This is a genomic window from Streptomyces solicamelliae (genome assembly GCF_045348655.1).
In the GTDB taxonomy this organism is placed as follows: Bacteria; Actinomycetota; Actinomycetes; order Streptomycetales; family Streptomycetaceae; genus Streptomyces; species Streptomyces solicamelliae.
Map to the genome: position 1 here is coordinate 4,822,666 of NZ_CP160404.1, position 12,980 is coordinate 4,835,645.

The following is a 12,980-nucleotide window of genomic DNA, read 5'->3' on the forward strand; positions in this document are numbered from 1 at the left end:
TCACACCACCTTCTCGTGGGGGGTCTCGTCCGGGCGGCGCAGCAGGGCGATCGACCCCGACACCGTCGTGGCCTTGAGCGAGCCGCGGCCCGCGCCCAGCGTGCCGGTGATGCTCTTCGTGCCCCACTGGCCCGCGACGCGCAGATCGTCGAAGGCGTTGGCGACCGAACCGCCCGTCGTGCTCGCCTGCACCGTCGCGTCCGCCGGGTCCGCGAGCCGGATCGCCACCTCGCCGGAGACGCTGGTGAGCCGGATGTCCGCGGGCGGCCCGTCCAGGCGCTGCGGGTCCAGGTCGATGACCAGCGCCCCGCTCACCGTGTCCGCCTTCACCGACGCGCCCGCGCCCTCGACCAGCGTCACGTCGCCCGACACCGAGTTCGCCCGCAGCGCGCCCGTCACCGACTGGGCCTCGAGGCCGCCCGAGACGCTCTCCGCCCGCACCGGGCCCGACAGGCCCACGAGCGTGGTGTCGCCGGAGACGCCGCGCACGTCCGTCCGGCCACGGATCCCGGAGATCACCGCCTCCGCGGCGATCGTCCCGACCTCGACGTCCGCACCCGCCGGCACCGCGACCGAGACCACGGCCCGGCGCCGCCGGCCCTTCGGGTCCAGCCACTTCAGCAGGCCCTTCCAGTGCAGGTCCTCGTAGCTGATCGTCAGCGTCGAGCCCTCCTGCGTCACGACCAGTGGCGGGCCCTCGACCTCCGCGAACTCCACCCGCGTGGCCGCCTCGTCCGTCCCTACCACGTTGACCGTGCCGTTGACGAGGCGGATCTGCAGATGCCGTACGGGCTCGTCCAGCGTGAGTTCTCCGGGCTCGGCGACGGACCACTCTGTCATCGGCTGACCTCCCGTGTCGTGGCATCACGCATGACGCAACATATCGCGTCTCTCGGAAGCACGATATATCGCGTACCGGTGACGTCAAGGCCCCGTGGCGCGCGGTCGCCACCGATACCCCTGCAAACCCCGACAAATTGACCTAGCGTGTGGTGCGTGAACGCCCTCCTGCTCTGCCGTGCCGCACCGCCCGCCGTCCGCGGGCCCGCCCAGCTCCTCCGCGAGCAGCTGCTGCTCGCCCCGGCCGGGACGGACTGGAGCGTCCTCGTGCCCGAGGGGAAGCCCTGGCTCGACGACGGGGAGCCCGTCGACCGGGTCGTGACCGGGTGGGCCACCGCGCTCGCCGTCGGCGCCACCTGGCCCGTCCTGGGCCTCTGGTGGGACGCCGACCGCGCCGGCCTCACGCTCGCCTCCGGCTTCCGCCGCCCCGTGGGGTACACCTGGCTCGCCGACGGCACCCCGGCCGGCGAGCACGAGGCGATGCGCACCTTCGCCGACCGGCTGGCCCTCGACCCCGTCCTGGACGTCCAGGCCCTGGAACCGCTCACCGAACCCGACCCCGATGCCGACGCCCGCGCCCGGCTCGTCGGCCTCACCGCGGTCCTCGCCCGCACCGGGCTCGACCTGCCGCCCGGGCTCCACCCCGGCGACTCCGCCGAAGCCCTCCACGCCGCCGCCGAGGCCCTCGGGGCGGAGGAACTCGCCTGGTCCGGCTGGAAGGACGCCGTCGCCACCGAGCTCGACGTCGTCGAGAGCGGCCCCCTCGGCCCGTACCTGTTCCACGGGCCGGGGGCCCGCGCCCTCGCGGCCGGACTGATCGCCGCCGGACTCCCGCTCACCGCCTGGGGGATCGCCCGCCGCAGCGGCGGCTGGACCGCGGCGGGCCTTCTGCTCGTCGCCGAGGGGCTCGTGGGCCTGGCCTACGACCGGCTCAGGAACGGCGACGGCTGACGGCCGGACGGCTGACGCCTACTCGTCGTCGTCCTCGTCGTCCAGCCGCGCCAGCCACGTCGCCAGCCGCTCCACCGGCACCTCGAAGTCGGGGTTCAGATCGACGAACGTCCGCAGCTGCTCGGCGAGCCACTCGAAGGTGACCTCCTCCTCGCCACGCCGCTTCTCCAGCTCCTCGATGCCACGGTCCGTGAAGTACATGCGACCAGGATAGGCCGGAGGCCCGGCACCCCCTCGACAGGGGCGCCGGGCCTCCGGCCTGGCCGAGAGCCTTCGGGACTACGCCTCGAAGACCTCGTTGCACAGCTGCTGCTGCTCCGCCTGGTGACGCTTGGCCGAGCCGACCGCCGGCGAGGAGGAGTGCGGGCGCGAGATGCGCCGCAGCCGCTCCGCCGGGGGCAGGTCCGCGCCGACCGCCAGGTCCAGGTGGTCGATCAGGTTGAGCGCGATGAACGGCCAGGCACCCTGGTTCGCCGGCTCCTCCTGCGCCCAGATGTACTTCGCCGCGTTCGGGTACTTGGCGATCTCGGCCTGCAGCTCCTTGCCCGGCAGCGGGTACAGGCGCTCCACACGGATGATCGCGGTGTCCGTGACGCCGCGCTTCTGCCGCTCGGCCTCCAGGTCGTAGTAGACCTTGCCCGCGCAGAAGACGACCTTGCGGACGTCCGCCGGGTTCACCGAATCGTCGCCGATCACCGGGCGGAAGCCGCCGGTGGTGAACTCCTCCATCTTCGACGCCGCGGCCTTCAGACGCAGCATCGACTTCGGGGTGAAGACGATCAGCGGCTTGTGGTGCGGGTTGTGGACCTGCCAGCGCAGCAGGTGGAAGTAGTTCGACGGCAGGGTCGGCATGGCGACCGTCATGTTGTCCTGCGCGCACATCTGGAGGAAGCGCTCCGGGCGGGCGGACGAGTGGTCCGGGCCCTGGCCCTCGTAGCCGTGCGGCAGCAGCAGCGTGACGCCGGAGGTCTGGCCCCACTTCTGCTCGGCCGAGGAGATGAACTCGTCGACGACGGTCTGCGCGCCGTTGACGAAGTCACCGAACTGGGCCTCCCACATGACCAGCGCGTCCGGGCGGGCCAGCGAGTAGCCGTACTCGAAGCCCATCGCCGCGTACTCGCTGAGCAGCGAGTCGTAGACGTTGTACCGGGCCTGCTCCTCGGTCAGGTAGAGCAGCGGGGTGTAGTCCTCGCCGGTCTCCTGGTCGACCAGGACCGCGTGGCGCTGGCCGAACGTGCCGCGGCGGGAGTCCTGGCCGGCGAGCCGGACCGTGGTGCCCTCCATCAGCAGCGAACCGATGGCCAGGGTCTCGCCCATGCCCCAGTCGATCGTGCCGTCGTCGATCGAGGCCGCGCGACGCTGCATCTGCGGCATCAGACGCGGGTGGACGGTGATCCGCTCGGGGATGTTGACCTGGGACTCGGCGATCCGCTTCACGACCTCCTGGGAGACCGCGGTGCTCACGGTCACCGGGAACTCGGCCTGCGTGTCCGGGACATGCACCGGGGCCGGCGCCGAGGTGGCCTCGCGGACCTCCGCGAAGACCTTCTCCAGCTGGCCCTGGAAGTCCTGGAGCGCCTGCTCCGCCTCTTCCAGCGTGATGTCGCCACGACCGATCAGCGACTCGGTGTACAGCTTGCGCACCGAACGCTTCTTGTCGATCAGGTTGTACATCTGCGGGTTGGTGAACTGCGGGTTGTCGCCCTCGTTGTGACCGCGGCGGCGGTAGCAGATGAGGTCGATCACGACGTCCTTGTTGAACGCCTGGCGGAACTCGAAGGCGAGCCGCGCGACGCGGACCACGGCCTCCGGGTCGTCGCCGTTCACGTGGAAGATCGGCGCCTCGATCATGCGGGCCACGTCGGTCGCGTACATCGACGAACGCGAGGACTCCGGGGCGGCGGTGAAGCCGACCTGGTTGTTGATGACGATGTGGACCGTGCCGCCGGTGCGGTAGCCGCGCAGCTGCGACATGTTCAGCGTCTCGGCCACGACGCCCTGGCCCGCGAAGGCCGCGTCGCCGTGCAGGGCGACCGGCAGGACGGTGAAGTCCGTGCCGCCCTTGTTGATGACGTCCTGCTTGGCGCGGACGACACCCTCCAGGACCGGGTCGACCGCCTCCAGGTGCGAGGGGTTGGCGACCAGCGAGACCTTGATCTGCTCGCCGTCCAGGCCGGTGAAGGTGCCCTCGGCGCCCAGGTGGTACTTCACGTCGCCGGAGCCGTGCATCGACTTCGGGTCGAGGTTGCCCTCGAACTCGCGGAAGATCTGGGCGTACGACTTGCCGACGATGTTCGCCAGGACGTTCAGGCGGCCGCGGTGGGCCATGCCGATGACGACCTCGTCGAGGCGGGCCTCGGCGGCGGAGTCGAGCACCGCGTCGAGCAGCGGGATGACGGACTCGCCGCCCTCCAGGGAGAACCGCTTCTGACCGACGTACTTGGTCTGCAGGAAGGTCTCGAACGCCTCGGCGGCGTTGAGCCGGCGCAGGATCCGCAGCTGCTCCTCGCGCTCCGGCTTGGAGTGCGCGCGCTCGACGCGGTCCTGGATCCACTTGCGCTGCTTCGGGTCCTGGATGTGCATGAACTCGACGCCGGTGGTGCGGCAGTACGAGTCGCGCAGCACGCCGAGGATGTCGCGCAGCTTCATCATCGACTTGCCGGCGAAGCCGCCGACCGCGAACTCTCGCTCCAGGTCCCACAGGGTGAGGCCGTGTTCGGTGATGTCCAGGTCGGGGTGCTTGCGCTGGCGGTACTCCAGCGGGTCGGTGTCGGCCATGACGTGGCCGCGGACCCGGTAGGAGTGGATCAGCTCGAAGACCCGGGCGGCCTTCGTGACGTCGTCGTCGTGCGAGGTGTCGATGTCCTTGAGCCAGCGGACCGGCTCGTAGGGGATGCGCAGGGCCTTGAAGACCTCGTCGTAGAAGCCGTCCTCGCCGAGGAGCAGGTTCGAGACGATGCGCAGGAACTCGCCGGAGGCGGCGCCCTGGATGACCCGGTGGTCGTAGGTCGACGTGAGCGTCATGACCTTCGAGATGCCGAGCTTGTTGAGGGTGTCCTGGCTGGTGCCCTGGAACTCGGCCGGGTAGTCCATCGAGCCGACGCCCATGATGACCGACTGTCCGGGCATCAGGCGCGGCACGGAGTGGACGGTGCCGAGGCCGCCGGGGTTGGTCAGGGAGACCGTGACGCCGGTGAAGTCCTCCATCGTCAGCTTGCCGACGCGGGCGCGCTTGACGATGTCCTCGTAGGCCTGCCAGAACTCGAAGAAGTTCAGCGTCTCGGCCTTCTTGATGCCGGCGACGACGAGCTGGCGGTCGCCGTTCGGCTTCACCAGGTCGATGGCCAGACCGAAGTTCACGTGCTCCGGCTTGACCAGCGTCGGCTTGCCGTCCTTCTCCGCGAAGGAGTAGTTCATCGACGGCATGGCCTTGATCGCCTGCACCATCGCGTAGCCGATGAGGTGGGTGAAGGAGATCTTCCCGCCCCGGGCACGCTTCAGGTGGTTGTTGATGACGATCCGGTTGTCGAAGAGCAGCTTCACCGGGACGGCGCGGACGGACGTGGCCGTCGGCATCTCCAGCGAGGCGTTCATGTTCTTCGCGACGGCGGCGGCGGGACCGCGGAGCGTGATCAGCTCCGGGCCGTCGGCGGCGGCCGGGGTCGCCGGGGCGGCCTTGGCGGGCGCGGCGGCGGGCTTCGCCGGGGCCGGGGCGGCGGCAGCGGGCTTCGCCGGGGCCGGGGCGGCAGCGGCGGGCTTCGCCGGCGCGGGAGCCGGGGCGGCGGGAGCCGGAGTGGCCGGGGCGGCGGGGGCGGCCGGAGCGGCAGGTGCGGCCTGTGCGGGGCTCACCTGCGCCGCCGCCGGCGTCTCCGTGGCACCGGGCTTGTAGTCGGCGAAGAAGTCCCACCAGGCACGGTCGACCGAATTCGGGTCCTGGAGGTACTGCTGGTAGATCTCGTCGACGAGCCACTCATTGGCGCCGAAGGCGGTCGCAGGGTTCTTTCCCTGCCCGTCTTGGTCGGTGGAGGTACTCGGGGTACTGGGGGACTGAGACGACACGGCGGTAACCGCCCTCTTCCGCTTCACAAGGTGATGGACAGCGGAAATAAAGGCTACGCCTCCCCGGCCGGGAGGTGCAGGCCAGGCGCTCCAACGTCGCGCAAGTCACACTTGACGAGGTGTTTCGGCGCTGTGAATGGCGGGAAACAACCGGGGTTCCGCCTCTGTGAGGGTACGGAGAACCGCGGCCGCGCCCGCATCCGGCCCGCAGCCCTACTCACACTCTGGCCATCACACGGCCACGTGCAGTGCAGCTCCTGCTCGTACATCCAACAGGAGCCGCCACACGCATTCACGCAGAACGCGTGCTTCCGGTTCGACCCTACGTCAACCCGCAGGTCAACATCACGCCGGAAGGCTTCCCGGGAGGGTGACCCGGATACGGCAGCCGCGTGACGATTCGGCCACCCCGATGCGGCCGCCGTGCAGATCCACCGCCCAGCGGGCGATCGCCAGGCCCAGCCCCGTGCCGCCGTCGCTGCCCTTGCCGCCCTGACCGGGGACGGCGCCCCGGTTGAAGCGCTCGAAGACCTTGTGCCGCTCCGACTCCGGGATGCCGGGGCCCTCGTCCTCGACCTCCAGCTCCAGCGAGTCCGGCAGCGGGCCGCGCCGGGCCCGTACCGTGACCCGGCCGTGCGCCGGGGAGTGCTTCACCGCGTTGTCGATCAGGTTCGCCATCACCTGGTGCAGCCGCTCGGCGTCCGCGTGCGCGGTGAGCTCCGGCGGCGAGACATCCAGGTGGAGATGGACGTCGGTGCGGTTGTGCAGCCCGGACGTGGAGTCGAGGCCGCGCTGCGAGGCCGCCAGATTGGCCTCCCGCAGCACCCCCGAGAGGTAGGGCCAGACCTCGAAACGGCGTGCCCTGAGCGTGACGACACCGTTGTCGAGCCGTGACAGGTCGAGCAGCGTCTCCACCAGCCGGCCGAGCCGTTCGGTCTGCTTCAGGGCGGTGCGCATGGTCTCCGGATCGGCCTCCGAGACCCCGTCGACCACGTTCTCCAGGACCGCCCGCAGCGCCGCGATGGGCGTGCGCAGCTCGTGCGAGACATTGGCCACCAGCTCCTTGCGGTGCTGGTCCTCGGCCTCCAGGTCGTCCGCCATGCGGTTGATCGTCCGGGCCAGGCCGCCCAGCTCGTCGCGCCGGTCCGCGCCCTGCACCCGTCTGCCGAGGTCGCCGCGCGAGATCGCGCCCGCCACCGTCGTCATCTCGTCCAGCGGGGCGGTCAGGCCGTGCGCCACGAACTGTGTGATCAGCAGGGTGGCGATCATCGCGAAGATCGTGATGTACCGGAACTCGGTGGACGTCCGGATGGCCACCAGGGCCAGACCGGAGGTCAGCAGGACCGCCCCGACGACCAGGGCCCCCAGCTTCGTCTTGATCGAGATCACGATCCGGCGGCCGCGGCGGGCGCCGGGACGACCCGGCTGGGTCATGACGCCGGGGTCTCCAGGGCGTAGCCGACGCCGTGCACGGTACGGATGCGCTCCGCGCCGATCTTCCGGCGCAGCGCCTTGATGTGGCTGTCGACCGTCCGGGTGCCCGAGGCGTCCGCCCAGTCCCACACCTCGGCGAGCAGCTGCTCGCGGGAGAGCACCGCGCGGGGCGTGTTCGCCAGGCAGACCAGCAGGTCGAACTCGGTCGGCGTCAGGTGGACGTCCTCCGCCTTCACCCGGACCCGGCGCTGCGCGTGGTCGATCTCCAGCTCGCCGAGCCGCAGGATCCCGCTGCGCGGGGTCACCGCCGCGAGCGCGGCCCGCTCCACGCGGCGCAGCAGCACGTGCACCCGGGCGGCCAGCTCCCGCATGGAGAAGGGCTTCGTCATGTAGTCGTCCGCGCCGACCCCGAGGCCGACCAGCATGTCGGTCTCGTCGTCCCGTGCCGTGAGCATCAGGACCGGGACCGGACGCTGGGACTGCACGCGGCGGCAGACCTCCAGGCCGTCGAAGCCCGGCAGCATCACGTCCAGGACCATCAGGTCCGGCTGCCAGGCCTCGGCCGCGTCCACCGCGGCCGGCCCGTCTCCCGCGGTCTGCACCAGGAAGCCCTCGGCGCGCAGTCGCGCCGAGACCGCGTCCAGGATCGTGGCGTCGTCCTCGACGACGAGTACCCGACGCTGCGCACCGGGGGTGGCCGCCGCACCGTTGTGAGTGGTGTGTGTCTGCTCCATCGCCCGCCCCTGTCGCGTTGCCGCGTGTGCTGTGGTTCGTGCCGCCGGTTCGTTTGCGGCAGTGATCCTTACGTGTCGGTCAGCAGCGTAAAGGCAGTCGGCACGTCCCGGCTACGCAGGTCGTACGCCGAGGTGCACCACATCGGGAACGCCTCGGGCAACGCGGATCTCTTCGGTTCTTACCCCGCTGAATCCGGCATTCCGCAACGAGTCTTCAAAAGTGGCGGACGGCTGCGCGGACCACACCGCGAGCACGCCGCCGGGGTTCAGCCGATCCTTGCAGGCGGCAAGACCGGCCGGAGAGTAAAGACTTCGGTTGTCCTCGGTGACGGTCCAGTCCGGTCCGTTGTCGATGTCGAGGCAGAGCGCGTCGTACCACTCGGCGCTTGTGTGCAGGTGGGCGACCAGATCGGCGTGCAGCACGGTACTGCGCGGGTCGGCCAGCGAGGCGGCGCTGAGCGGGGCGAGCGGGCCGGTGCGGTGCCAGTCGATGATCGCCGCCTCGCGCTCGACGACCGTGATCCGGCCCCAGCGGGGGTCGGCGGCGGCGTGCGCGAGGGAGAAGCCGACGCCGAGGCCGCCGATGAGCACGGCGGGGGCGGGGCGGTCGGCGGGGAGCGCGTCGCGCGCCGCGTCGACCAGGAGCCGCTCCGAGCGGCCGTCGGACGTGTCCATCAGGAACGTGCCGTTGGCGATGATCTCGAAGTGCTCCTCGCGCCGCCGCAGTACGACTTCTCCGTACGGTCCCTCGCGCCGGTCGAGAGTGACGGGGCCGGACATGATCCCTCCCTGACGGTGTCTCGGGTACGGGCCTGTCCGGCCATCCTGCCGGACCGGGCGGCGGGGCCGAACCGGAATTTTCACCTACCCGTCGGCGGACCGCCGTCGGGCAGCGCGGCGAACACCCGGTCCAGGGCCTGCGGCCGGTCGCCGTCACCGGCGACGACGACCCGGTGGTCGTACGAGACGACGTACTGGAACCCGTCGGCCACCGTGCCGGGGTCCACCCGTACGGGCACCGCCGCGTACTGCGGCGACTCCAGCGCGGTGCGCAGCTCGGTGAGTTCGGCGGCCTTCATGCGGCCCTCGCTGGTGCGCGGCGCCTTCAGGCCCCGGCGCAGGGTGTAGCGGCCGTCGCCGTACACCAGGAGCTGGTTCGCGACGCCGGCGAGCCCGCCGCTCACGTTGACCTCGACCAGGACCTCGTCGGCGCGCGGTTCGGCCCGGGGCGCGGCGGACGTCGTGGCGGGGCCGGCCCCGTCCGGCGGCAGGGGCGGCTGCTGCCCGCATGCCGTCAGGGCGGCCGTCGCCGCGACGGTCGCGATGCCCACGCCCAGGTGCTTGCGTCCTCGTCTCATGCGCCGAGCATGCCCGGTCCCTCCTCCCGCGCGCAGCCGATCCGTTCGAACAGGGTGTCGTGCAGCGCCGCGAGCCGCGGACCGTGCGGGCCGCCGCGGACGGCCAGGTCGACGGCGTCGGCGCAGGCCCGGCAGACGCCGAGGTGCGCCTCCGCGTGCGCCAGCAGCTCGGGGGAGAGCTCCCCGCGGGCGTACGCGGCGATCCAGTGGCCGGGCATGTGCCGCGGATCGGCGCGGAGCAGGGGGGAGGTGTCGGGCACGGCGGCTTCGCTTCTTTCGGGTGCGGGGGGAGCGGACGCGGCTTTCGGGACGGGCCTAGGGACGGGCGTGGGGGACCCGGTCGCGGGCATCGTCGTCACCTCCCGCGTCGTCCGACGCGCGCTGCGCCACGATCCATTCGCGCAGCCGCGCGCAGCCCCGGGCGGCACGCGCCTTCACCGTGCCCTCGGGCACCCGGAGCCGCTCCGCGGTCTCGCGGACGCTGCACTGCCGCAGGTACCGCAGCTCGATCACCTCGCGCTGCGCCGCGGGCAGCCCCGCCAGCGCGACCGCGATCGCCGCGTACCGCGGGGCGGAGCCGAGCAGGCACTCCTCCGCGGACGGCGCGATCCCGGCGGAGGCGGGCGTGTGCTCGCGGGCCCGGTCGGCGAGGGTCCGCTGGCGGCCCGCCGCCCGTTCGAGGTCGATCGCGCGGCTGCGGGCGATCGAGCGCAGCCAGGCCGGCACGCTGCCGGCGTGGAAGCCCGAGGCGCTCTTCCACACGGTCAGGAAGGTCTCCTGCACGGCGTCGTCCACGGCCTGCGCGGGGAAGCCCCGGTTCAGCAGGTACGCGAAGAGAGGCCCGGCGTGCCGGGCGAAGAGCCGCGACAGCGCGTCCTTGTCGCCGCCGGCGACGGCATGCACCAGATGGGTGTCGCAGCGGGACCCCGCCGTCTCGTCGGGTGGCGGACCCGCGCACCGCGCGTACCCGGGATAACCGGTCGTCACGGGAAGGGAACGCACGGGGTCCGCCGGAAGGTTGCGTTCCAGGGAGCCGGGCCGGGACCGGCCGTCGCACCCAGGGCGCATTCGCCACAATCGCGCGCCGGTCGCACGCCCCCGGGTGGCATCGCTCACAGCGAACAGCAACCGGGGAACATTCCTCCGCTCACATGCATTGAGTCGGCATAACTCAACTTGAATGCCGGAGGGAAGATCATGGCTTCGACGTCTTCACCGCTCACTCTGCCTGTGCTGCCCCTTGACGACGAGGTCGTGCTGCCCGGAATGGTGGTGCCTCTCGACCTGTCCGACCCGGACGTGCGCGCCGCGGTGGAGGCCGCCCAGGTCGCCGCCCGTACGGCGGGCCGCAAGCCGCAGGTGCTGCTCGTGCCCCGGATCGACGGCGCGTACGCCGCCACCGGCGTCCTCGGCACGGTCGAGCAGGTGGGGCGGCTGTCCGACGGCGACCCCGGCGCGCTGATCCGCGGCCGCGGCCGCGTCCGCATCGGCGCCGGCACCACCGGCCCCGGGGGTGCCCTCTGGGTCGAGGGCTCCGTGGTCGAGGAGACGGTCCCCGAGCCGCTGCCCGGTGCCGTCGCCGAGCTGGTCAAGGAGTACAAGGCCCTCGCCACCAGCTGGCTGAAGAAGCGCGGCGCCTGGCAGGTCGTGGACCGCGTCCAGCAGATCGACGGCGTCTCCGCGCTCGCCGACAACTCCGGCTACTCCCCGTTCCTCACCCTGGAGCAGAAGGTCGAGCTCCTGGAGACCGCCGACCCGGTCGCCCGGCTGAAGCTGGCCACCGCGCAGCTGCGCGAGCACCTGGCCGAGCAGGACGTGGCGGAGACCATCGCCAAGGACGTCCAGGAGGGCGTCGACAAGCAGCAGCGCGAGTTCCTGCTCCGCCGTCAGCTGGACGCCGTCCGCAAGGAGCTGCGCGAGCTGAACGGCGAGTCCGAGGGCGACGAGTCCGACGACTACCGCACCCGCGTGGAGGCCGCCGACCTGCCGGAGAGCGTCCGCGAGGCCGCCCTCAAGGAGGTCGAGAAGCTGGAGCGGTCCAGCGACCAGTCCCCGGAGGGCTCCTGGATCCGCACCTGGCTCGACACCGTCCTCGAACTCCCCTGGAACGAACGCACCGAGGACCGGTACGACATCCCCGGCGCCCAGGCCGTCCTGGACGCCGAGCACGCGGGCCTGGAGGACGTGAAGGAGCGGATCACCGAGTACCTGGCCGTGCGCAAGCGGCGCTCCGAGCGCGGGCTCGGCGTGGTCGGCGGCCGTCGCGGCGGCGCGGTGCTGGCCCTCGTCGGCCCGCCCGGCGTCGGCAAGACCTCGCTGGGCGAGTCCGTCGCGCACGCGATGGGACGCAAGTTCGTCCGCGTGGCCCTCGGCGGCGTACGGGACGAGGCGGAGATCCGCGGCCACCGGCGTACGTACGTCGGCGCGCTGCCCGGCCGGATCGTGCGGGCGATCAAGGAGGCCGGGTCCATGAACCCGGTGGTCCTGCTCGACGAGATCGACAAGGTCGGCTCCGACTTCCGCGGCGACCCGGCCGCGGCGCTGCTCGAGGTCCTGGACCCGGCGCAGAACCACACCTTCCGCGACCACTACCTGGAGGTCGAGCTCGACCTGAGCGACGTCGTGTTCCTCGCGACGGCGAACGTCCTGGAGGCCATCCCGGAGGCCCTGCTCGACCGCATGGAGCTGGTCCGCCTGGACGGCTACACCGAGGACGAGAAGGTCGTCATCGCCCGCGACCACCTGCTGCCCCGGCAGCTGGAGCGGGCCGGCCTGCAGTCCGGCGAGGTGACCATCGACGAGGCCGCGCTGCGGAAGCTGGCCGGCGAGTACACCCGGGAGGCCGGTGTCCGCACCCTGGAGCGCTCGATCGCCCGGCTGCTGCGCAAGGTCACGGCCCAGCACGAACTCGGCGACCGCGAGCTGCCGTTCACGGTCGGCGCGGACGACCTGCGGGCCCTGATCGGCCGGCCGCACCACGTGCCCGAGTCCGCCCAGGACCCCGCGGAGCGCCGTACCGCGGTGCCCGGCGTGGCGACCGGGCTCGCGGTGACCGGAGCGGGCGGCGACGTGCTGTTCGTCGAGGCGTCGCTGGCCGACCCGGAGACGGGCGCGGCGGGTCTGACGCTCACCGGTCAGCTGGGCGACGTGATGAAGGAGTCCGCGCAGATCGCGCTCTCCTTCCTCCGCTCGCACGGCGCGGAGCTGGAGCTGCCCGTCACCGGTCTGAAGGACCGGGGCGTGCACATCCACTTCCCGGCGGGCGCGGTCCCGAAGGACGGCCCGAGCGCCGGCATCACGATGACGACGGCGCTTGCCTCGCTGCTCTCGGGCCGCCAGGTCCGGACGGACGTGGCGATGACCGGTGAGGTCTCGCTGACCGGCCGGGTGCTGCCGATCGGCGGCCTGAAGCAGAAGCTGCTGGCCGCCCACCGGGCGGGCATCACGACCGTCGTGATCCCCAAGCGGAACGAGGCCGACCTGGACGACGTCCCGGCGGAGATCCTCGAGAAGCTGGACGTCCACCCGGTGACCGACGTCCGCCAGGTCCTGGACCTGGCCCTCGCCCCGGCGGAGATCGCGGTGGGCGTGGCGGCGTAACGGC

Annotated in this window: 11 protein-coding genes; 2 read left to right on the forward strand and 9 right to left on the reverse strand. The window is 72.0% G+C overall.

Annotated features, from left to right (window positions below; genetic code table 11):
• Window positions 1-840 carry a DUF4097 family beta strand repeat-containing protein gene (locus ABZO31_RS22630; protein ID WP_406863087.1) on the reverse strand — a complete coding sequence of 280 codons (840 nt, stop codon included), beginning with the start codon at window positions 838-840 and terminating at the stop codon, window positions 1-3.
• Window positions 841-996: 156 nt separating this feature from the next.
• Here ABZO31_RS22630 and ABZO31_RS22635 point away from each other — a divergent pair, with 156 nt between their 5' ends.
• On the forward strand, window positions 997-1,791 hold the full coding sequence (locus tag ABZO31_RS22635; RefSeq protein WP_406863088.1) for a hypothetical protein: 795 nt from the start codon (window positions 997-999) through the stop codon (window positions 1,789-1,791).
• Between the two features lie 18 nt (window positions 1,792-1,809).
• On the opposite strand, the gene ABZO31_RS22640 is transcribed toward ABZO31_RS22635, so the two are convergent.
• The 8 genes from ABZO31_RS22640 to ABZO31_RS22675 all read right to left on the reverse strand — a co-directional run bounded on the left by ABZO31_RS22640 (window position 1,810) and on the right by ABZO31_RS22675 (window position 10,363).
• Window positions 1,810-1,992 carry a DUF6104 family protein gene (locus tag ABZO31_RS22640; RefSeq protein WP_019075209.1) on the reverse strand — a complete coding sequence of 61 codons (183 nt, stop codon included), beginning with the start codon at window positions 1,990-1,992 and terminating at the stop codon, window positions 1,810-1,812.
• A gap of 78 nt (window positions 1,993-2,070) precedes the next feature.
• Window positions 2,071-5,850, reverse strand: a complete 3,780-nt coding sequence (locus ABZO31_RS22645; protein WP_406863089.1) for a multifunctional oxoglutarate decarboxylase/oxoglutarate dehydrogenase thiamine pyrophosphate-binding subunit/dihydrolipoyllysine-residue succinyltransferase subunit — start codon at window positions 5,848-5,850, stop codon at window positions 2,071-2,073.
• Between the two features lie 345 nt (window positions 5,851-6,195).
• Window positions 6,196-7,284: a HAMP domain-containing sensor histidine kinase gene (locus ABZO31_RS22650; protein ID WP_406863090.1), complete on the reverse strand. Its 1,089-nt coding sequence runs from the start codon at window positions 7,282-7,284 to the stop codon at window positions 6,196-6,198.
• Window positions 7,281-8,018 (reverse strand): response regulator transcription factor, encoded by a 738-nt coding sequence (locus tag ABZO31_RS22655; protein ID WP_406863091.1) that lies wholly within the window; start codon window positions 8,016-8,018, stop codon window positions 7,281-7,283. Before ABZO31_RS22655 ends, ABZO31_RS22650 begins: the two co-directional genes overlap by 4 nt.
• Window positions 8,019-8,129: 111 nt before the next feature.
• The gene (locus tag ABZO31_RS22660) at window positions 8,130-8,798 is read right to left on the reverse strand and encodes a spermidine synthase (RefSeq protein WP_406863092.1); all 669 of its coding nucleotides are present in this window, start codon (window positions 8,796-8,798) and stop codon (window positions 8,130-8,132) included.
• An 80-nt stretch (window positions 8,799-8,878) separates the two neighbouring features.
• Entirely contained in the window at window positions 8,879-9,376 is a 498-nt protein-coding gene (locus tag ABZO31_RS22665) for a hypothetical protein (protein WP_406863093.1), read from the reverse strand.
• Window positions 9,373-9,636 (reverse strand): zf-HC2 domain-containing protein, encoded by a 264-nt coding sequence (locus ABZO31_RS22670; protein ID WP_406863094.1) that lies wholly within the window; start codon window positions 9,634-9,636, stop codon window positions 9,373-9,375. Before ABZO31_RS22670 ends, ABZO31_RS22665 begins: the two co-directional genes overlap by 4 nt.
• A 55-nt stretch (window positions 9,637-9,691) precedes the next feature.
• Window positions 9,692-10,363 (reverse strand): RNA polymerase sigma factor, encoded by a 672-nt coding sequence (locus ABZO31_RS22675; RefSeq protein WP_406863095.1) that lies wholly within the window; start codon window positions 10,361-10,363, stop codon window positions 9,692-9,694.
• Between the two features lie 210 nt (window positions 10,364-10,573).
• Between ABZO31_RS22675 and lon the strand changes: the two genes are divergently transcribed.
• A complete protein-coding gene (gene lon / locus ABZO31_RS22680) occupies window positions 10,574-12,976 on the forward strand; it encodes an endopeptidase La (protein ID WP_406863096.1) in 2,403 nt (800 codons plus the stop codon).
• The last annotated feature ends 4 nt before the right edge of the window (window positions 12,977-12,980 follow it).

Coding starts and splice junctions, on each gene's coding strand:
- ABZO31_RS22650 (WP_406863090.1), bottom strand. CDS start 7,284: ATGACCCAGCCGGGTCGTCCCGGCGCCCGCCGCGGCCGCCGGATCGTG.
- ABZO31_RS22640 (WP_019075209.1), bottom strand. CDS start 1,992: ATGTACTTCACGGACCGTGGCATCGAGGAGCTGGAGAAGCGGCGTGGC.
- lon (WP_406863096.1), top strand. CDS start 10,574: ATGGCTTCGACGTCTTCACCGCTCACTCTGCCTGTGCTGCCCCTTGAC.
- ABZO31_RS22665 (WP_406863093.1), bottom strand. CDS start 9,376: ATGAGACGAGGACGCAAGCACCTGGGCGTGGGCATCGCGACCGTCGCG.
- ABZO31_RS22660 (WP_406863092.1), bottom strand. CDS start 8,798: ATGTCCGGCCCCGTCACTCTCGACCGGCGCGAGGGACCGTACGGAGAA.
- ABZO31_RS22655 (WP_406863091.1), bottom strand. CDS start 8,018: ATGGAGCAGACACACACCACTCACAACGGTGCGGCGGCCACCCCCGGT.
- ABZO31_RS22630 (WP_406863087.1), bottom strand. CDS start 840: ATGACAGAGTGGTCCGTCGCCGAGCCCGGAGAACTCACGCTGGACGAG.